Source organism: Nonomuraea sp. 10N515B, assembly GCF_052245915.1.
In the GTDB taxonomy this organism is placed as follows: domain Bacteria; phylum Actinomycetota; class Actinomycetes; order Streptosporangiales; family Streptosporangiaceae; genus Nonomuraea.
Window position 1 is genome coordinate 251009 of record NZ_JBQQBQ010000011.1, and the last position, 19288, is coordinate 270296.

The 19288-nt window shown below is 71.0% G+C and carries 22 protein-coding genes; 5 read left to right on the top strand and 17 right to left on the bottom strand.

What is annotated here, in order from left to right:
• Position 1 precedes the first annotated feature (1 nt).
• The 9 genes from ACTWQA_RS19255 to ACTWQA_RS19295 all read right to left on the bottom strand — a co-directional run bounded on the left by ACTWQA_RS19255 (position 2) and on the right by ACTWQA_RS19295 (position 8216).
• A complete protein-coding gene (locus ACTWQA_RS19255; protein ID WP_443160561.1) occupies positions 2-640 on the bottom strand; it encodes an adenosylcobinamide amidohydrolase in 639 nt (212 codons plus the stop codon).
• Positions 637-1410, bottom strand: coding sequence for an ABC transporter ATP-binding protein (locus ACTWQA_RS19260; RefSeq protein WP_443160562.1), 774 nt, complete (start codon positions 1408-1410; stop codon positions 637-639). Before ACTWQA_RS19260 ends, ACTWQA_RS19255 begins: the two co-directional genes overlap by 4 nt.
• The gene (locus tag ACTWQA_RS19265; RefSeq protein ID WP_305924674.1) at positions 1407-2441 is read right to left on the bottom strand and encodes a FecCD family ABC transporter permease; all 1035 of its coding nucleotides are present in this window, start codon (positions 2439-2441) and stop codon (positions 1407-1409) included. Before ACTWQA_RS19265 ends, ACTWQA_RS19260 begins: the two co-directional genes overlap by 4 nt.
• Before the next feature lie 2 nt (positions 2442-2443).
• The gene (locus ACTWQA_RS19270) at positions 2444-3403 is read right to left on the bottom strand and encodes an ABC transporter substrate-binding protein (protein ID WP_443160563.1); all 960 of its coding nucleotides are present in this window, start codon (positions 3401-3403) and stop codon (positions 2444-2446) included.
• 198 nt (positions 3404-3601) lie between these two features.
• Entirely contained in the window at positions 3602-4474 is an 873-nt protein-coding gene (locus tag ACTWQA_RS19275) for a Gfo/Idh/MocA family protein (RefSeq protein WP_443160564.1), read from the bottom strand.
• Between the two features lie 43 nt (positions 4475-4517).
• Positions 4518-5321, bottom strand: coding sequence for an SDR family NAD(P)-dependent oxidoreductase (locus tag ACTWQA_RS19280; RefSeq protein WP_443160565.1), 804 nt, complete (start codon positions 5319-5321; stop codon positions 4518-4520).
• A complete protein-coding gene (locus tag ACTWQA_RS19285; RefSeq protein ID WP_443160566.1) occupies positions 5318-6511 on the bottom strand; it encodes a cytochrome P450 in 1194 nt (397 codons plus the stop codon). Before ACTWQA_RS19285 ends, ACTWQA_RS19280 begins: the two co-directional genes overlap by 4 nt.
• Complete coding sequence (locus ACTWQA_RS19290; RefSeq protein WP_443160567.1) at positions 6508-7464, bottom strand: phosphotriesterase family protein; 957 nt, start codon at positions 7462-7464, stop codon at positions 6508-6510. The genes ACTWQA_RS19285 and ACTWQA_RS19290 overlap by 4 nt, the downstream gene beginning before the upstream one ends.
• Positions 7449-8216 (bottom strand): phytanoyl-CoA dioxygenase family protein, encoded by a 768-nt coding sequence (locus ACTWQA_RS19295; protein WP_305924679.1) that lies wholly within the window; start codon positions 8214-8216, stop codon positions 7449-7451. The genes ACTWQA_RS19290 and ACTWQA_RS19295 overlap by 16 nt, the downstream gene beginning before the upstream one ends.
• A gap of 97 nt (positions 8217-8313) precedes the next feature.
• Here ACTWQA_RS19295 and ACTWQA_RS19300 point away from each other — a divergent pair, with 97 nt between their 5' ends.
• Complete coding sequence (locus ACTWQA_RS19300) at positions 8314-8958, top strand: hypothetical protein (protein ID WP_443160568.1); 645 nt, start codon at positions 8314-8316, stop codon at positions 8956-8958.
• 191 nt (positions 8959-9149) lie between these two features.
• The gene (locus tag ACTWQA_RS19305) at positions 9150-10067 is read left to right on the top strand and encodes a TIGR03621 family F420-dependent LLM class oxidoreductase (protein ID WP_443160569.1); all 918 of its coding nucleotides are present in this window, start codon (positions 9150-9152) and stop codon (positions 10065-10067) included.
• Here ACTWQA_RS19305 and ACTWQA_RS19310 read toward each other — a convergent pair.
• Entirely contained in the window at positions 10051-11019 is a 969-nt protein-coding gene (locus ACTWQA_RS19310) for a zinc-binding dehydrogenase (protein WP_443160570.1), read from the bottom strand. The two genes, ACTWQA_RS19305 and ACTWQA_RS19310, sit on opposite strands and share 17 nt — an antisense overlap.
• A gap of 58 nt (positions 11020-11077) precedes the next feature.
• Here ACTWQA_RS19310 and ACTWQA_RS19315 point away from each other — a divergent pair, with 58 nt between their 5' ends.
• Positions 11078-11665: a histidine phosphatase family protein gene (locus tag ACTWQA_RS19315; protein WP_443160571.1), complete on the top strand. Its 588-nt coding sequence runs from the start codon at positions 11078-11080 to the stop codon at positions 11663-11665.
• On the opposite strand, the gene ACTWQA_RS19320 is transcribed toward ACTWQA_RS19315, so the two are convergent.
• From ACTWQA_RS19320 to ACTWQA_RS19345, 6 genes are all read right to left on the bottom strand, one after another.
• Positions 11652-11915: a sigma factor gene (locus ACTWQA_RS19320; protein ID WP_327583428.1), complete on the bottom strand. Its 264-nt coding sequence runs from the start codon at positions 11913-11915 to the stop codon at positions 11652-11654. The two genes, ACTWQA_RS19315 and ACTWQA_RS19320, sit on opposite strands and share 14 nt — an antisense overlap.
• Positions 11915-12796 carry a maleylpyruvate isomerase family mycothiol-dependent enzyme gene (locus ACTWQA_RS19325; RefSeq protein ID WP_443160572.1) on the bottom strand — a complete coding sequence of 294 codons (882 nt, stop codon included), beginning with the start codon at positions 12794-12796 and terminating at the stop codon, positions 11915-11917. Before ACTWQA_RS19325 ends, ACTWQA_RS19320 begins: the two co-directional genes overlap by 1 nt.
• 20 nt (positions 12797-12816) lie before the next feature.
• Positions 12817-13575 carry a hypothetical protein gene (locus tag ACTWQA_RS19330; protein ID WP_443160573.1) on the bottom strand — a complete coding sequence of 253 codons (759 nt, stop codon included), beginning with the start codon at positions 13573-13575 and terminating at the stop codon, positions 12817-12819.
• Positions 13576-13618: 43 nt separating this feature from the next.
• Positions 13619-13876: a hypothetical protein gene (locus tag ACTWQA_RS19335; RefSeq protein ID WP_305924687.1), complete on the bottom strand. Its 258-nt coding sequence runs from the start codon at positions 13874-13876 to the stop codon at positions 13619-13621.
• Between the two features lie 88 nt (positions 13877-13964).
• The gene (locus ACTWQA_RS19340; RefSeq protein WP_305924688.1) at positions 13965-14201 is read right to left on the bottom strand and encodes a DUF397 domain-containing protein; all 237 of its coding nucleotides are present in this window, start codon (positions 14199-14201) and stop codon (positions 13965-13967) included.
• Entirely contained in the window at positions 14202-15023 is an 822-nt protein-coding gene (locus ACTWQA_RS19345) for a helix-turn-helix domain-containing protein (protein ID WP_443160612.1), read from the bottom strand.
• A 221-nt stretch (positions 15024-15244) separates the two neighbouring features.
• On the opposite strand from ACTWQA_RS19345, the gene ACTWQA_RS19350 reads away from it, so the two are divergent.
• Both ACTWQA_RS19350 and ACTWQA_RS19355 read left to right on the top strand, forming a co-directional pair.
• Positions 15245-15751, top strand: coding sequence for an ATP-binding protein (locus tag ACTWQA_RS19350; RefSeq protein WP_443160574.1), 507 nt, complete (start codon positions 15245-15247; stop codon positions 15749-15751).
• A gap of 78 nt (positions 15752-15829) precedes the next feature.
• Positions 15830-18250 carry a helicase-associated domain-containing protein gene (locus ACTWQA_RS19355; protein WP_443160575.1) on the top strand — a complete coding sequence of 807 codons (2421 nt, stop codon included), beginning with the start codon at positions 15830-15832 and terminating at the stop codon, positions 18248-18250.
• Here the strand turns inward: ACTWQA_RS19355 and ACTWQA_RS19360 are convergent.
• Positions 18234-19247, bottom strand: coding sequence for an ABC transporter substrate-binding protein (locus ACTWQA_RS19360; protein WP_443160576.1), 1014 nt, complete (start codon positions 19245-19247; stop codon positions 18234-18236). The genes ACTWQA_RS19355 and ACTWQA_RS19360 overlap by 17 nt on opposite strands.
• Between the last annotated feature and the right edge of the window lie 41 nt (positions 19248-19288).

The following is a 19288-nucleotide window of genomic DNA, read 5'->3' on the forward strand; positions in this document are numbered from 1 at the left end:
TTCACTCTGAGTCACGAGGCCGCCACCCTTCGGCGCCCCGACGCACCGCCGCATGCACCGCCCGCGCCACCCGAGCCCCCCACTCCGACCGCGGCCCCCCGAACAACTCCTCCGGCCCATTGACCGGCACGGCCACGCACACGGCGTCCGACGCCGTCCCCGTGCCCGCGAACCCCGCCTCGATCAACGCCTGGGACTTGGCCTCCGTGACCGTCATCACGGCGTTGACCAGGGCCGCGTCCGTCATGGCGACAGGCACCACGGTGACGATGTTGACGGTCCCCACCCGCATGGGAGCCAGCTCAGGGTCCTGGAAACCCTCTGGCGCGGCCGCCCACGTGGGCACCCGCAGCCCCACCGTCGCGAAGGCCTCCACGCGGCCGTCGGCCGCCCGCACGTAACGATCCACCGACGCGGCGGTCATCATGCCGACCCCATCTCCCTCAGGCCCTAACGAGCGAAGGTGATCGACCGGGTCCATGCGCGCATACCCGGCCACGACCTGGGCGTTCAGCACCCATTCCCGCGCCCCGATCCCTCCGCCGAGCATCGCCGAGGAGATCATCCGCCACCCGGGCCCGAACTCCCACAGCAGCGCCCCGAGCCGGACCCCCTCCTCTACCCGATACGTCAGCTTCATGATCCTCCCCGGACCAGGTGCACGACCGGCCGCCCATCCGGCCCGGGCTCGATCTTGACATGGGCGTCGAAGTGCCGTCCCACCAATTCCTCGGTCAGCACCTGGGCGGGCTTCCCCGAGGCGACCGCCTGCCCTTCGGCGAGCAGCAACAGGGCGTCGGCGTACAGGCCGGCCACTGTCAGGTCGTGCAGGGTGGTGACGACGGTGAGCCCGTCGGCCCGCCTGAGCCGGTCCACCAGCTCCAGCACCTGCTGCTGGTGCCCGAGGTCGAGTGCGGTGGTCGGCTCGTCGAGCAGCAGCACGGGCGCCTCCTGGGCGAGCGCCCTGGCCAACACCACCCGCTGCCGCTCCCCGCCGGACAGCTCCCCCAAGTGGCGCGTGGCGAGGGCGGTCAGGTCCAGCCGGTCGAGCACGGACGCGGTGACCTCACGGTCGTGGCGGCTCTCCCGCCCCAGATACGGGATGTACGGCGTCCGGCCCAGCAACGCGTAGTCGAAGACCGTCATGTCGGGCGGCAGGGCGGGGTTCTGCGGCGCGTACGCCAGCAGCCTGGCGCGCTCGCGCGGTTTCAGCCCGGCACCCGGCCGCCCGGACAGCGTGACGTCGCCCCGGTGCGCGACCAGTCCCATGACGGCCTTGAGCAGGGTGGACTTGCCCGCCCCGTTGGGGCCGATGATCGCCAGCCATTCGCCCTTGCGTACCCGGAGATCGACGTCGCGGACGACCTCGCGCCCACCGAGCCGTACGGACAGGCCCCGGGTCCCGATCATGTGAAGGACCGCCGGGTCATGCGCAGGACCGTCACGAAGAACGGCGCTCCCACGAACATCGTCACCACGCCGATCGGCAGCTCGGCGGGTGCGAGCACGGTGCGGGCGACGAGGTCGGCCAGCACCAAGAAAGCCGCGCCGCCGATGAGCGACAGCGGCAGCACGATCCGGTACGAGCCGCCCGCGAGCCGCCGCACGACGTGCGGCACGACGATGCCCACGAACCCGATCAGGCCGCTCACGGCCACGGCCGCCGCGGTGGCCAGCGACGCCGCCAGCAACACGGTGAAACGCACCCTGGCGGCCCGCAGGCCGAGGCTCGTGGCCTCCTCGTCGCCCACGGAGAGCACGTCGAGCATCCGCCCGTGCAGCAGGAGCACGACGGAGGAGACGGCGGCGTACGGGAGCACCAGCCAGAGCTGGTCCCACCCGCCGCCGACGTCGCCGAGGATCCACGAGTAGATGCGCTGCAGCTCCTCCACCTTGAACTGCTGCACGAACGTCTGGATCGCGGTCAGGAACGACGTGACCGCCACCCCGGCCAGCACCAGCGTGGCGGTGCCGCCGGCCCGCCCGGCCGTGTTGCCGAGCGTGTAGGCCAGGAACACGCCGCCCACCGCCCCGATGAACGCCGCGACCGGGATGCTTCCGGCCACGGCGGGCAACATCACGATGGCCAGCGTCGCGGCGAGTCCCGCCCCGGCGGCGGCGCCCAGCAGGTACGGGTCGGCGAGCGGGTTGCGGAACACCCCTTGGTACGCGGCCCCGGCCATGGCCAGCAGCCCGCCGACCACGGCCGCCACGAGCACCCTGGGCAGCCGCAGCTCGTACAGCAGCCCCTGTTCGACGGGCGCGAGCCCCGAGTCGACGTGGACGAGCGGCAGCCAGTCCACCGCCTGGAGCAGCACCTGCCACGGCGAGATGTCGGCGGCCCCGTCGAGGAGCCCGGCGACCATGGACACGGCCAGCACGCCCAGGGCGCCCAGCACCCAGCGGGGTCTGGCCCTGGACGGGCCGGCCTGCCTGGTCATGCTCAGCTCGCGCCGGCCTTGGACACGGCAGCGCCGATGCTCTCGGCGAGCTGGACGATCCGCGGGCCCCACCGGGAGGCGATGTCGTCGTCGAGCTGGATCACCCGGTCGTTCTTGATGGCCGACAGGTTCGCCCAGCCCGGCCGCTTGGCCAGCGTCTCCTTGCTCTGCTGGCAGCACTTGACGTCGGCCAGGAAGACCAGGTCGGGATCGGCCTGGGCCACGAACTCGGCCGACAGCTTGGGATAGCCGCCGGCGGCGTCGGGTGCCTTGTCCGCGATGTTGGTGAGGCCGAACATCGAGTAGATCTGCCCGATGAAGGTCTGCGAGGTCGCCGCGTACGGCGTCTGGTCGAGCTCGTGGTAGTAGGTGAGCTTCTTGTCCTTGGGCGCCTCGGCGGCCAGCTTCTCCATGGCCGCCTTCATGCCGGAGACGACCTCGTCGGCCTTGGCCTTGTTACCGGTGGCCGCGCCGAGCTCGGTGATCTCCTCGTACGCCTCTTCGATCTTGGTGGCGGCGGGCTGGAGCAGGACCGGCACGTTGAGCTTGCCGAGCTCGGCGACCACCTTGTCGAGGTCGTCGGAGACGATGACCAGGTCGGGCTTGTGGGCCACGATGGCCTCGACGTTCGGCTTCAAGCCGGACAGGTCGGTCTTGGGGGCCTCCGGCGGGTGGTTGGACTGGTCGTCGGCCGCGACGACCTGCGGGCCCGCGCCGATGGCGAACAGGGTCTCGGTGTGGGTGGCCGAGAGGGAGATGATCCGCTCCGGCTTCTTGGTGAGCGTGACCTTGCCGTTGCCCGCCTCGATCGTGACGGGGAAGTCAGCCGAGGCGGAGGCGGGAGCGGAGGTGGTGGCGGGGGCCGAGGTGGGGGTGGCAGTGGTGGTGCCGGACTGGCCGCATCCGGCCAGCACCAGCGTTCCCAGCAGCGCGCCCGCGAAGGCCGTGCGTACGGGCCTCACGAGAAGTCCTTTCACACTGTCGGAACCGAGAGACCCGCGATGTGCGACGGATCACCCTTTTCCACGAGGGTTGATGGCGTCAGCGCAGAGGCAGGCGACCTGGCTATGACAGTTGCGGGACAGCGCCGGACTCGCACCGGACTTCGCTGCGCCCTGCGCATCGGACAAACGCTATCAATCCCCTAAATGCCGGTGTCGTCAAGGGGCGAGTTGGGCCTCGGCCTCGGCGATGATCCGCTGCAGCCTGAGCCCGTGCGCGGCGTCGAGCGGATGGCCGCCGTTGCGCACGGTCGCGGCGAACTCTTCAGCGATCACATCCAGGGGGTCGTCGTCGAAGTGCGGGAGGACGGCGGTGCCGGCACGCCCGTACACGGCGAACGTGGGAGGCGGCACGTCGCCGACGGCGGCCATGCACAGGGACGCCTCGGAGACCGCGCCGCCCTCGTGCTCGAGCAGCAGGCCGGTCCAGCCGAGCGAGCTGCCGTGCGCGCGCACGCCGGTCACCCGGCCGAGCGCGGCGTCCAGCAGGTCGATCACGTGCGGGCCGACGTCGAGCAGCGCGCCGCGCTGCAGCCGCCAGGGGGTGGCGAAGGGGTGGTCGCCGAGGAGGGCGCCGGAGATGTTCGCGGCGTGGCCGCCGAAGGGCTGGATCTCGCCGCATCGGGCGAGGAAGGCGCGGGTCTGGGCGGCGTAGCGCAGGGTGAGCACCATCTGGGAGGCGACGCCCGCCTCCGCGACGGCGTCGGCCAGCCTCTGGGCCGCCTCCAGGGAGTCCCCGAGGGGCTTCTCCAGCAGCAGCGCCTTGCCGGCGCGGGCCGCGAGGGCGCCGAGCTCGGCCTGTACGGCCGGCGGCACGCAGAACGCCACGGCCTCGCAGACGTCGAACAACTCCTCGAGCCGCGCGAACACGGGCGCGCCGAGCTCTGCCGCCGCCTCGGGACGCCGGGCCCATACGCCGGCCAGCCGCGTGTGCGGCCCCTTGGCCAGCATGGGCGCGTGCGCCATCCGGGCCCACGGCCCCGCCCCGATCAACCCGACCGCCACCGGCTCCATGAGACCTCCCAAGGTCACCCTATGGGGCATACATCCCGCACGTCGCCACGCGCATCCGGCCTCACTGCTGCTCGCGCCACCGCTGGAGGGCGTGCTGGGGCCGGTGGGCCAGGGTGCCGGAGTCGATGACGAGGGTCTGGCCGGTGACGCAGCGGCTCTCGTCGCAGGCCAGGAACGCCACCAGGTTCGCCACGTCGTCCACCGTGCACGGCCACGGGAGCAGGCGTTCCGCGGCTTTGTCGGCGAGCTGCTCCTGCGTCAGGGCACGCTGGGCGGCCGGCGTCATGACGAGGGCCGGGGCGACGGCGTTGCAGCGGATGCCGCGCGCGCCGTACGCGGTCGCGACGTAGCGGGTGAAGCCGATCAGGGCCGACTTGGAGGCGCCGTACGCGGCGTGCACCGTGTCGCCGACCAGGGCGGACACCGACGACATGAGCACGATGGCGCCGCCGTCGGGCATGACGGGGACCGTGTGCTTGACCATGAGCATGGCGCCGCGCAGGTTCACCTCCATCGTGCGGTCCCAGACGGCCACGTCGAGCGCCTCGAGCTCGCGGTCGCGGCCGTACACGCCGGGGTCGAACGCGGCGGCGTTGGAGTGCAGCACGTCCACCCGGCCGAACGACGCCACCAGGGTCGCGACCGCCTCCTCCACCTGCTTCTCGTCGGAGACGTCGCAGGTCAGCGCCATGGCCGTGCCGCCATGGGCGCGGATGGCGGAGGCTGTGGCCTTGGCGGCTGCCGCGCGCAGGTCGAGCACGCCCACGCAGGCGCCTTCGGCGGCCAGCCGACTCGCGCAGGCCGCGCCGATCCCGGACCCGGCCCCGGTCACCAGGGCGACGCGCCCGTCGAAGCGGCCGGTCACCACGCCACCCGCAGCGAGGTCAGACCGCGGCCGACGATGGACTTCCTGAAGGCGACCGGCCGGCCGGGCACGAGCCGCATACTGGGCAGGCGGCGGCCGAGCACGTCGAGCGCGGTGCGCAGCTGGAGGCGGCCGAGCGCGGCGCCCACGCAGAAGTGGATCCCGTAGCCGAAGACCATGTGGTCGGCGGCGTTCGGCCGGTCGATCCAGAAACGTTCGGGGTCGGGGAAGACGGTCTCGTCGTGGGCGGCGGAATCGGTGGACAGCAGGACGAGGGCGCCGGCGGGGATCGTCACGCCATGGAGTGAGATATCCGTCGCGGCGTACCGGAAGGAGCCCAGCGAGGCGCCGTCGATGCGCATGCACTCCTCGGCCGCGTTCGCGACCTGCTCAGGCGGCACCGGCCAGGCGTCCTCCCTGAGCAGGCGCAGGACGGTGTTGCCGAGCTGGTTCGGCACGGTGTCGTTGCCGCCGAGCAGGATCGTGGAGATCAGCTCGACCACCTCCCTGTGGGTCAGCTCGGCACCGATCAGCGAGGTCATCACCGAGGTGAAGTCGTCCTGCGGGTCCTTGGCCCGGGCGGCCACCAGGCGGTCCACGTAGTCGAGGTAGGTCAGGAAGCTGCCGGCGAGCTCCAGCTGGCGCTGCGGCGGCTGCGGCGACAGGAAGAGCTGGAACCAGTCCTTGACGTGCGCCTGCACGAACGCCTCGTCCGACTCCGGCACCCCGATGAAGCGGGCGGTCAGCTTGATCGACGGCTCGTGCCCGATCTCGGCCACGAAGTCGGCCCCGCCCTGTGGGGCGATCCTGTCGAGGAGGTCTTCGTTGAGCGTCCGGAAGGTGTCCTCCATGGCGGCGACGGCACGCGGCGTGAACGCCCTGGACACCGACCGGCGCAGCCTCGTGTGGTCGGGCGGGTCCACGTTCGCCACGAAGCTGGACAGGAACGAGCCGTGCTCGCCCAGTTTCTCCCTTGTCTCAGCGGTCAGGCTGCGGGAGATCGTCAGTGAGCCCTTGGAGGAGAAGCGCCGGGGGTCGCCGTAGGCCGCCCGCACGTCGGCGTAGCGGGTCAGGACGTACGCCTGGAGATGCTCGCTCCAGAACACCGGCGACTCCTCGCGGAGCCGGGTGAGGAAGGGGTACGGGGCGGCGACGTGCCAGTCCGAGCTGACGTCGAAGTCCTTGATCACGTGAAGATCCTCCGCGGGTTGTCGACGAGCATCTGGTGGAGCTGGTCGTCCGTGACGCCCCTCTTGCGGAGCTCGGGCACGACGTCGCGGGAGATGTGGAGGAGGTGGTAGTTCGGGTGACGCTGCCGGACGACGTCGGTGTCGAATCGGTCGTTGAAACAGTACGAGTCATGACCTAAGACCATTTTTCCGGCGTGTCCGCGCTCGCACATCGCCGCCACCATCGACACCCGGTCCTCGAACGAGCTGATCGTCTCGATGCCGAAGCGGTCCATGCCCAGGTAGGAGCCGTTCGCGACCAGCTCTTCGAGGTAGGCCACGTCGGTCGAGTCCCCGGCGTGCCCGATCACCACCCGGCCGAGGTCGACTCCGAGCGAGCCGAGCAGGCGCTGCTGTTCCAGGCCGCCTTCGCTGGCGCTGTGGGAGTGTGTGGTGATCGGCGCGCCGGTCTCCAGATGCGCCTCGGCGACCGCCCTGAACACCCGCTCGCAGCCCTTGGTCATGCCGAGGTGGTCGGAGGCGCACTTGAGCATGGCGGCCTTGACGCCGGTCCGCCCGATGCCCTCCACAATGTCCCGTACGAAGAACTCCGCCAGCCGATCGGGCCCGCCGAACAAGGATCCGGGACCGCGGTTGCCGAAGTACGGCGGCAGCACGTCATAGGTGTAGAGCCCCGTGGCGGCCACGATGTTCACGCTGGTCAGCTCGGCCACCCGCTGCACGGACGGGATGTGCCGGCCGAGACCGACCACGGTCAGGTCCACGATCGTGTCGATGCCCTCGGCCTTCAGCGCCTCCAGCTTCCCCGCCGCCTCCCGGGCCCGCGTCTCCAGGTCCCACCCCTCCGGGATGTCCGGCCAGTTCCACAGGATCTCCGGGCTCAGCCCGAAGACGTGCTCGTGCATGAGCGTCGCCCCGAGGTCGGCGACCGGGCCTCTCACGGTCTCAGGCACGGGAACCTCTCGTGCTCGAACGGCCGGTTGACCTCGAGCCCGAGCCCGTCGGTCTGCGTGTACGGCAGGCCGGTGTAGAGCGCGTCGGCGTCGAAGTAGGTGACGGTGAACGACAGCCGCGGGCTGTCGTGGCGGTTGGCGGGCGCGCCGTGCACGGTCAGCGCGTGGTGCACGGTCGCGTCGCCGGCCTTGAGGTCCAGCGGTGGGGACACCTCCAGCTCCTTCAGCCACGGGTGCTGGCTGAGCTGGTCGTCCCCGGGCCGGGTGAAGCTGCGCCCGAGCAGCCCGTGGCGGTGCGATCCTTCGTAGAACCTGAGCGAGCCCATGTCGGCGGGCACGTCGGCCAGCGCCAGCCACACGGTCAGCATGGCCGAGCGGTCCATGGGCATCCAGGGGAAGTCCTGGTGGAACTCGGTGGCGCCGTGCTCGCCGGCCTCCTTGACCAGGAGGTTGGTGACCTGCACGCGCACGGCCCGGACGCCGCGCAGCAGCCGTACGGCGTTGCGGCCCATCTGGGGGCTCAGGGTCAGGGCGCCGAACATCTCGTCGCTCGCCGCGATGTCCCTCGACTGCCCGAACGCCTGGTCGACCAGCGTCTGCTTGCTCTTCGCCCGGCCGCTCAGGTAGCCGGCGGCCCGCTCGCGCAGCTCGCCCGCGGTGCCGGGGTCGATGAGCCGGCCGAGCCGCACCCAGCCGTGCTCATGGAAGAACGCCACCTCGTCGTCAGTGGCCTGGCGCACCGGGATCTCCATGGCCTCAGTCTCGCATCTGAAGCAAGCGCTTGGTAAGAGACGATTTTGAGTAGCCCCTACTCATGCGGCCGGCGCGCGCCGGCCGCACCCTCGGGGCATGACCCTAGTTGAGACACCCCCTGCGACGGCCGGTTTCACCCGGTACGCCATGATCACCTGTGCGGTGGTCGCGCCGCTCACGCTCGCCCTCTCCCTGCTGTTCGCGCCCTTCACCACTACGGCCGAGGGCGAGCCGTACATCCGGGACCTGGTCGCCAACCTCGACAGCTATCCCCTGTGGAGCTGGATCAGCGTCCTGAGCTTCGTCACGTTCATCCCGGCGATCTTCGCGGTGAGTAAGGTGGCCAGGTCGGGGCGGCCGGTGCTCGGCTTGGCGGGGATGATCCTCGCGTTCATCCTGGCGCTGCCGGTCACGGTGAACACCGACGACGTGATCTACGCGGCGGCCAAGGCAGGGCTGGACGTGCCGACCACGAACCGGCTGATCATGGAGCTGAACGAAGGGCTGCCGACCTCGCTGCTCGGGTTCACATTCTTCTTCAGTCTGCTCGGCTTCGTCCTGCTGGGCATCGCGGCGCTGAGCAGCGCGGAGCCGAAGTGGGCCGCCATCGCCATGATCGTGGCGCCGTTCCTCATCCCGATCGCCTGGATGGCCCAACTGGGCAACCTGGCGGCAGGCGCGGCCTGGCTCGTCTTCGCCGCCGCCTCCGGGGGCATCGCCCTTGCCCTGCCACGCTCTTGACGGCTCAGCGCACCTCCGCCCTGCGGAGCGCGCCGCCGTTGAACCCGAGACCCTCAGCACCGATCCCATCGCTCGAGCCACGCACCGTCCCGCTCAAGCACCTCGTCGATGAACCGGCGGGTGGCGGCACGTTCAGGGAGTTTTCCCCATAAGGTTTCCCCAAGCGCTTGCTTGACAACCGAGGAGGACACGTGCGGCCGTTCAGGTTCGGGGCTGTGGTGCGGGAGGCGGAATCCGGGAAGGCGTGGGCCGAGAAGGCCAGACGGCTGGAAGGGGCCGGGTTCGATGTGCTCCTGGTGCCCGATCACCTGGTCGGGCCCCGGTTCGCGCCCATCGCGGCGCTGACGGCGGCCGCCTGCGCCACCGACCGGCTGCGGGTGGGGACGCTGGTGTTCGCCAACGACTTCAGGCACCCGGCGGTGCTGGCCAAGGAGGCGGCAACGCTCGACCTGCTGTCCGGCGGGCGGCTGGAGGTCGGAATCGGGACCGGCTGGATGGCGGGCGACTACGCCGGAGCGGGGATGGCGCTGGAGGCGCCCGGGGTGCGGGTGGAGCGGCTGCGGGAGGCCGTGGCGGTGCTCAAGGGGCTCTGGGGGGACGGGGCGTTCGACTTCCGCGGTGACCACTATCGGATCGACGGGCTCGACCAGCAGCCCAAGCCCGTGCAGCGGCCGCATCCGCCTTTGGTGCTGGGCGGCGGCGGGCCGCGGGTGTTGCGGCTGGCGGCCGAGCAGGCCGACGTCGTCAACATCGGGATGCGGGTGAGGCCGGACGGCAGCGGGCCCGACGTGCGGGACGGCGGTCGTGAGGCGTTCCTGGGCAAGCTCCGCCACGTCCGCGCGGCCGCCGGCGACCGCTACGCCCGCCTGGAGCTGGGCACGAGCGTGGTCCAGGCGGGCCGGCGGAAGGCGGAGGAGGCCTGGAGCGCCGCCGACAGCTCGTCGCTGGACGAGACACCCCAGGTGCTCCTCGGTACGCAGCGCGAGATGGTCGACAAACTCCGCTATTGGCGGGATGAGCACGATATTTCGTACTTTGTCGTGCACCACGAGCGCGACCTCCCCGCCTTCGTCCCCGTCGTCGAGGAGCTCGCTACGGCACGAGGATGACCTTGCCCATGGTGTTCCTGCTCTCCAGCGCCTCGTGCGCCGCAGCTGCCCGGGCCAGGGGGAACGCCTGGACGGCGGGCGTGAGCGACCCGTCGGCGACCGCGTCGAGAGCCCGGGCCGCCAGGTCGCCCACACCCCCGTCGCGGCCGAGGAGGTAGGCGATCCCCTCGTACACGGTCACGTCCCGCGCCGCGGCGTCCTCCTTGCCGGGGACGAACCACTCGCCGGCCGCCGCCCCGAAGACCACGTACCGGCCGCCCCGCCCGACCAGCCCGTACGCCGCGCGCCCGAGCTCGCCGCCGACGCCGTCGAAGGCCACGGTGACCTCGCCGAACGCCTCGCGCACCAGCTTGTCCCACCCGGGCTGCCGGTAGTCCACGGCCAGGTCCGCGCCGAGCTCCTCGACCCGCGCCACCTTCGCGGGCCCGCCGGCCGCCCCGATCACGCGGGCGCCGGCCCGGCGCGCGTACTGCACGAGCAGCGTCCCGATGCCGCCGGCCGCGGCCGTGGCCAGCACCACGTCGGACGGGCTCAAAGGCGCCAGCTCCAGCAGGCCGAACGTGGTGGCCCCTGTGGTGTTCATGGCCACCGCCGGACCGTAGTCCACGTGGTCCGGGAGCGTGGTCAGCGAGGAGACGGGGGCCACGGCGAGCGAGGCGTACCCTCCCGAGGTCACGCCGGACGTCACCACGCGACGCCCCACGAGCTCGGCGGGCACTCCCTCGCCCACGGACTCCACCACGCCGGCGACCTCCGTCCCGAGCACGGCGGGCAGCGGCGGCGCGGGGTGCGGTCCGACGGCCTGCCCCTGGCGCATGAGGGTCTCGATGAAGTGGAGCCCGACGGCGTGGACGGCCATGCGGGCGTCTCCCGGCCCGGGCGCCGGATCGGGAACGGTCTCAAGGCGGAGGTTGGCGGCGGGGCCGTATGTGTGCAGTCTGATCGCATCCATGACCCCACCCTGCTACCTCAAGCTTGGTTGAGGTCAACCATGCCGGATGATGGAGTCCATGGATGAGATGCTGCTGCTCCGGCACGGTGAGACCGAATGGAGCAAGGCGGGCCAGCACACCGGACGTACGGACCTGCCTTTGACGGAGCACGGCGAGGATCAGGCCAGGGCGCTGGCGCCGCTGGTCAAGGAGTCGTTCGACCTGGTGCTGGTCTCCCCCGCCCAGCGCGCGCGGCGGACGGCGGAGCTGGCCGGGCTGACCGACTATGAGGTGGATCCGGACTTGTGGGAGTGGGACTACGGCGGCTACGAGGGCATCACCACACCGAAGATCCGCGAGACCCGGCCCGGCTGGTACCTGTGGAGCGACGGCGTGATCCCCGGCGACGCCGAGCACCCCGGCGAGAGCGCCGCCCAGGTGGCCGCCCGCGCCGACCGGGTGATCGCGCGGGCCAGGTCGGCCGAGGGGCGGGTGGTGCTGGTCGCGCACGGGCACTTCCTGCGGGTCCTGGCCGCGCGCTGGCTGGGCCTGGGGCCCGCGGAGGGCCGGCTGCTCAAGCTCGAGACCGGCACGTATTCGCGGCTCGGGTTCGAGCACGCCGAACCCGTGCTGCTGACCTGGAACGCCCCGGTCAACTCACCTTAGAGCGCAGCGCCGACTCGTGCAGCGCGCGGCTGACCAGCCAGCCGCGCAGCGAGCCGAGGCTCGGGTCGTACGACAGGGGCTGCTCCCAGAGGGCGACGAACACGCTCTGGGTGATCTCCTCGGCGTACTGCCGGCTTCCGGTGATCTTGGCGGCGACGCCGTACACGTGCGGACCGTGCTGATCGTAGGCGTCGGCCAGCGCGTCGAGGTCACCGGCCGTCAGCCGCGCGCACAGCTCCATGTCGCTCATTAGTCGCACCCCAGCGTCGCGGCGGCACGGATCAGGTCGCGGGCGAGGACGGGGTCGCCCTCGGCGGCGTAGGGGAAGGACTCGGGTGGCCATCGGTTGGCCAGCAGCCGGCAGAAGCCCACCGCATCGCCCGAGATGAGCACGGCGACGTGGTCGGAAGTGGGTGAGAGCGGGATCGTCCAGGTGCCGCCGCCGGGGCCGGTCAGCATGAAGGTCGCCGAGACGTCGCGGCGCGGCCCCGTCACGGCGCGCGGCAGCAGCGCCAGCCCGAACTCGGCGATCATGTGCACGTGCTCGTCGCGCGGCGCGGATGTGGAGCCGCCGGTGGCGGCTCTGATGTCGTCGGTGTGGGTCCAGGTCTCGAACGTGCGCTGGATCATGGCCTGGCGCAGCGGCGCACGGGCCGGCCGTGTCCCCGCCAGGGTCACCTCGACGCCGAGCAGGACCTCGTTACTGGAGGAGACGCGTTCGAGCAGGGTGCCCGCCTGCTCGCGCCAGCGCCGGTGCACCGTCGCGGCGCCGGCCGCCGGCACGCCCATGAAGTGGGCGAGGGCGGCGTCGTTGGCCGCCAGGTGCTCGACCATGCCCCTGATCGTGCCGTGCTTGGCGACCGGGGCCTCCCATTGGGCCAGGCTCAGCTCGGCCAGCAGGTCGTCCATGATCGCGACCTGCTCGGCGTACGGCACCGCCACGGACGCCACCCCTACCAAAGCCGGGCTGCGGCGGCGGCGTGCCTTGGACAACACCGCCTCGCGTAACGTGGGCGGCGGCGCGAGCGCGGTGTCCGGTTGGTCGAGCAGTGTGATGGCCGCGCTGCACTCAGGACACGACGCGACGTGATCGTCGGGACTCTGACCGTTGTAGAGGTATGAATCCGTCATGGCCACCTCCGCAGCCGACGCTAACCCGGCAGCTCCCTGGGCGCCAGGCGACAGCCGGGGAACGGTGCCAGAAGCGTCTCACGCCACGGGCCGTCAAGGTAGTCGCGAGCCCGTTTTCCCCAGTCCAGCAGCCGGGAATCGGGCGCGACCTCGTCGTCGAGGCCGAGGGCGGCGTCACGGGCACGCTGCGTGGCCAGGTGGTCGTCGAGCGAGACGGCCCACAAGGTGACCGCCTCGGTGTCGCAGAACAGCACCTCGTACAGGCCGACCAGGCTGTGGCCGTGCTCGGCGAGCAGCGGGGCGCGCTCGGCGCGTACGGCGGCGAGGTAGTCGAGCGCGGCCCCGGGGCGGACCCGGGCGCTCTCGAAGAGGTAGAGCTCGGCGGCGGGCGCCTCGGCCAGCGGCGGGCAGCCGGGCACGGCGCCGAGCGGCCGGGAGAACGCGGAGAAGCGCAGGTCGTCGATGTCGGACAGGAACAGTTTGGCGTCGACCCCTTGGTAGATCTCCATCATCTGCCGCCAGCCGCCCTCCCACCCGCCGTGGCAGTCCCACAGCGTGACGGCCTTGAACTGCGGGTGGCCGGTGATGCCGACGGCGTAGAAGGCGCCGACGAGGTCGATCTCGCGGGACCTGATGGAGGTGCCGGAGGTGAGCTCGGGAGCGGTACGGGTCTCGTCTTCGCGTTTGTACGTGGTCAGCCAGGTCAGATACTCCAGCGGCCGTCTGGAGTTCATCGGCCTGAAATCGACCTCCTCGAGCAGGTGGATCGCGCGCCGCACCACGCCTCCTCTACCAAGCGGTTGCTTGGCATGAGGATAGCGATCAGGCCAGCGCTTGGGAAGGCTGCGGCCCTCGGCCCGTGAGCCACTCCAGCACCCTGCGGTGCCCGGAGGTGGCGTCCTCGAAGTGGCCCCAGTGCCAGTAGCGCGGTTGGTCGCGGATGCCGGTCACCCACGTCCGATAGGAGACGGAGGCGCCCGTCGTCGTGGGCGCCACGCCATAAGTGCGAATCACGACCTTGCCGCCCGGCGCGAACAGCACGTCGTCGGCGATCGGATACAGGGTCATCTGGTCGAGCATGACCTGAATCCTGACCTGGGGACGAGGCCGGGCGGTTACGCCTCCGGCGCACCCCCGTTAAGCAGGCGCGCCGGAGGTTAACACGGTGTTACACGAGGAGGCCGTCGAATTCTCCGTCCTTCACGCCGAGCACCAGGGCCCGGATCTCGTCGCGGGTGTAGATGAGGGCGGGGCCGTCGGGGAAGCGCGAGTTGCGCACCGCGATGGCGCCGTCGGGCAGCTGCGCGAGCTCCACGCAGTTGCCCTGCGAGTTGCTGTAGCGGCTCTTGCGCCAGGCGACCTGCGTCAGATCGGTCGCCGGCATGCCGTTGTAGGTCTGGTTCATCTAAATCTTTCTGAGAAGACCGCCGATGAGCTCGACGGTGCCCCCTGGCGTGGTGCTTTCCACGCACAGCTGCTCCATGGCCGTGAGGTACGGATCGACGTCCTCACGCTTGTCCAGGTACAGGGCACCCCAGAGTTGCTCGACGTAGACAACGTCCGACAAGTCGGACTCGGGAAACCGCAAGATGCTGAACGCACCCCCCTCAGCGGCGTGCTTGCCGAACCTGAAGGGCATCACCTGAATGGTGATGTTGGGCAGGGCAGCGACCTCCAGCAGATGCTGGAGCTGCTCGCGCATGACCTCCCGTCCGCCGATGGTCCGCATGAGCGCCGCCTCGTCGATGACGGCCCACAGCCGGGGTCCGTCCTTCTGGCTGAAGCGCTCCTGACGCTGCATGCGCAGGTGCACGCGGCGTTCGATTTTGTCGGAACCCGCATCGGGGTGGCCCAGCTGGAAGACCGATCGCGCGTACGAGGCCGTCTGCAGCAGGCCCGGCACGAACTGCACCTCATAGGTGCGGATCACACTCGCGGCCTCCTCCAGGCCCACGTAAGTGGTGAACCACGCGGGCAGCTCGGCCGAATACTTGTGCCACCACCCGGGGGTGTTGGCCTCGCGAACCATCTCCAGCAGGGCTCGGCGGTCGGCGTCGTCGACGACGCCGTACAGGGTGAGAAGGTCTTCCACGTCACGTGTCTTGAATCCGACACGGCCGAGCTCCATACGACTGATCTTGGACTCGGACGCCCGGATGTGGAATCCGGCCTGTGCCCGGTCAAGCCCGCTGGCTTCACGCAGGCGCCTCAGGCTCGCCCCCAGCATGATGCGCCGAACGGTCGAGCCGGAACCGGGCGGATCAATGGACACGTGCTGCTCCTTGGTCGTTTCCTCGCGACACAGTCTGTCACTTCACGGCCGAAAGATCATGGCCGCGGACAAGATCCCCTTTCCCCCATATTGACCATTTGATGGCTACCGTAGCGTGTGCACGGATTGTCTGCACGTGCATTCGCTCTTGCACCTGCACGAGAGTTTGCCGCAGAATGATCACTGTGCAATCCACCACGGCGCCGCCCGGCCAGTGGACCACGTTCGATTGGTGGCCCCCGCTCGGCTGGTGGCCGGAGGCGGCACGCGATCTGCTGGTCCCCGGGCCTTACGCGAGCGCCACCTTCGTGCTCCCGCCCACCCCGTCCTCGGTCCACTCCGCCCGCAGCTTCACCGTCGGCGCCCTGACGGGATGGGGGCTTGCCGAGCTGATCGAGAACATGGAGCTGGTGGTCTCCGAGCTGGCGACCAACGCGTTGCGCCACGGCCTGCGCCTGACCGGCTCGCCCCGCGCCTGCCCCGTCCACATGTCGCTCGTCCGCCACGGACCACTGGTGACCTGCGCCTTCACCGATCCAGGCTCCTCGGTGCCGGTGCTGCGCTACCCTGGGCCCCTGGACACCGGTGGCCTCGGACTCCACATCGTCGAATCACTCAGCCACCGCTGGGGCTGGTCGGCGCTGGCACCTCAAGGGAAGATCGTCTGGGCAGTCCTCTCCTGACCGGAGGTGGTCTGCATTACCGTGGATGGTCATGGCTCACGGTGAGTCCCGCGTGCGACCCCATGAGAGTGCTGACGGATGGAAGATCACCTGCTCGGCTGGCTGCGAACACTAGACGAAGACAGGCTTGCCCGCATCCTGGCGAACAGGCCGGACGCCATCGCGGCGCCGTGGCCGCGGCGGCTCGACACGCTCGCCCAGCGCCTCGGCAACGGCTTCGCCGTGATGGAGACGCTGCAGCGGCTGCCGCTGCCCTGCCTGCAGCTGGCCGAGGCGGCGCTGGCCCTGCGCGAGCCCACCGCAGAGCGGCTTGCCACCTTCGTCGACGCGCCGGCCGATGACGTGATCGGCTGGCTCGAGCACCTCTACGACCACGCGCTGGCCTGGCCGGGCGAGGACGGCGTGATCCACCTGGCGGAGGGCGTCACGCGCTGGTGGGCCGCGCCACTCGGCCTCGGCGAGCCGCTCGACCACTACCTCAACTCCTGGACGATCAGCAACGACGCGCTGCGCGCGCTCGCCCGCAACCTCGGCCTGCCCGCCCAGGGCCACAAACGCCGCACGATCGCCCGCGTGGCCGAGACGCTCGGCGACGCCGAGCGGATCAAGGCGCTGATCCAGGGCGCCCCCGCCGGCACCGCCGCGCTGCTCGACCGCTTCGCCTGGGAAGGGCCCGCGCTGCCCGTGGACGGCGGCAGGTTCGTCATGCCCGGCACGCCGGAAAAGTGGTGCGCCGACCACGGCATGCTCTTCCGTCCCAGCTGGCATGTGGCCGAGATCCCTCGCGAGGTGGCCATCTGCCTGCGCGGCCCCGGCTACCACCCGCCGTTCGTGCCCGCGGCGCCCGAGGTCGCCACGATCCCGGTCGATCCCGAAGAGGTCGACCACCTGATGACGCTGGCCGCGCCGCACGTGGTCGAGCGGTGCGCGGCCCTGCTCGACAACACCTCCAAGACACCCCTGCCGCTGCTGAAGACCGGCGGCGTGGGCGTGCGCGAGATCCGCAGGGTGGCCAAGGAGACCGGCTGCGACGAGGACGAGACCCGCCTGCTGCTGGAGATCTGCGCGGTGGCCAGACTGCTGGCCTGGGACGAGCCCGCCGGCGGCCTGGTGCCCACCGAGCGCTTCGATCGCTGGCGGCTGGACGAGGGCGCGGCCCGGCTGCGTGTGCTGCTGTCGGCGTGGTGGCGCATGGAGCGCTCATCGCTCCGCAAGATCGACGGCAAGTACGGCACCGTGCTCGGCGACGACCCCGCGGGCAGCGCCGTGGCCCGGGTGCGCCGGTCGGTGTTGCCGGTGCTGGCCTGCCTGCCCGCCGGCACGGCGTTCGCCGATCGCGACAGCCTCATCGCGAGCGTCCACTGGCACGCGCCGCTGATCGACCGTCAGCTGCTGCTGGACTGCGCGCCGCCGGTGCTGGACGAGGCCAGGCTGCTCGGGCTGGTGGCCAACGACGCGCTGACCGATCTCGGCCGGGGGCTGGCGGGTCTCACGGCCCAGCCCGGGGACGAGAACGACGAGGCCGTGCCCATGGTCGAGCACGATCCCGTGCTGGTCGAGGTGTCCACGCGGGCGCTGGCGAGCGTGCGCAGGAGCGCGTTGTTCGGCCCTGACCTGACGGCGGTGGTGACCGGCCCGCCGTCGGCGGAGCTGGCGGCCCTGCTGGACCGGGTCGCCGAGCGCGAGTCGCGGGGCGCCGCCTCGGTGTGGCGTTTCACCGCCGAGAGCGTGCGCCGGGCGCTCGACCGCGGCTACGAGGCCGACGACCTGCTCGACGAGCTGGCCGCGGTGGGCGCGATCCCGCAGCCGCTCGAATACCTCGTGCGCGACACCGCGCGGCGGCACGGCGAGGTGACGGTCACCACGGTCGGCTGCGTCATCCAGGCCGGCGACCCCGCGCTGCTCGCCGAGATCGCCGCACACCGGCGGCTGGGCCGGCTCGGCCTGCGCCTGCTGGCCCCGACCGTGCTGGTGAGCTCGGCCGAGGCCGAGCGCACGCTGTCCGCACTCCGGGAGGCCGGCTACGCGCCGGTGCCCGTCTCCGACACCGGCGAGATCACCATCCACCGGGTCAGGCCCGCGGAGCTCGCCGAGCGCGAGGAGCCGATCAACGGCAAGCTGATCCTGCTGCCCGGCGGCCAGGTGGCCGAGCTAGGTGGGTTGGAGGCGCCGGCTCACCTGCTGGCCGAGCCGCCGCCCGACCCGGGCGAGCACGCCCGCAGGCTGATCGCCGCCAGCCGGGCCGAGGCCGACAAGAGCGGCCGCACCTGGGCGATCATCGGCAGGATGGCCACCAGGCTGCCGACGGCACAGCAGTCGCTGCTGGGCTTCGTGGTGGACCGGGGCGTGCGGGCCGGCATCACGCTCACCGACGGGCTGACCGCCACGATCAGCCACGGCGAGCTCAATGGCGGCGCGCTCGACGCCTGGTGCGAGGAGGCGGGCGACTACCTGGAGTTCCCCCTCGCCGAGATCGTCGAGGTCAGAGGAGCTTTTTAGCCTTCTTCATGTTCGCCACGAGGGCCTCGAGGAAGTCCGCGTACCCCTGATAGCTGTAGGGCGCCTCGGCGTTCCACGGGTAGAGCTGGCCGGCCTTGACGGCGGGGAGCTTGGCGAAGGTGGGCTTCTTCATCATCTCCTCAGGCTTGAGCGCCTGGGTGCGGGTGTCGTAGAGGATGACGTCGGCCTCGTACTCGTCGGCGTTCTCCCAGCTCAGCGTCTGGAAGAAGCCGCCCTCGTCCACCTTGGACGGGGTGACCACGTTCAGCCCCGCCTGGGTGAGGTGGACGATGTCCGGATACTCGGGCGGGTTGACCACCCAGAAGGCGTCCGCGCCGCCCGACGCCATGAGGATCTTGAGGTCCTTGAACTGGGCGAGCTCCTTGGTGGCGGCCTCCATGCGCACCTTGGCCTCGGGCACGCCCTGCAGGTCGGCGCCGAGGGACTTGGCCAGCTCCTCGTACTTGGAGATCACCTGGGTGGCGCTCTTGCCGGTGAGCATGATGCCGGCGGTCGGGGCGACCTGCTCGATGGTGTCCTTGGACTTCTCGGGCACGTACCAGAGGGTGCCCTTGATGTACATGCTGCTGACCAGGAGGTCCGGCTGGAGCGCGACGTACTGCTCGACGTTGAACTCGTCCCACACGTTGCCCAGGCCCTGGACCTTGGTGATGTCGACGTTGCCGGCCTGCGGGTCCTTGCTGCCGTCCTTGAGCTTGTGGGGGCCGAACACCGCAATGGGGCGCACGCCGAAGTCCCACAGGGCGGCGGCCGCGCCGACCTGGGCCACGATCCTGGAGGGGACCTTGGGCTGGTCGATCTTCTTGTCGCGGTCATCGGTGAACGACCAGGCCTGGGCCGCGGGAGCGGAGGAACCGGCCGTGGTGGGCTGCGTTTGCGTGCCACCGTCGTCGCCGCACGCCGCCAGCGTCACGGCCGCCGCGAGTCCTGCCATGGCCGACAGGAAGCCCCTGCGTGCCAGTACCGGTCCCGACATGGTCATCTCCTAAGGTTAGGCTTGCCTTGGTTTAAGGTCAT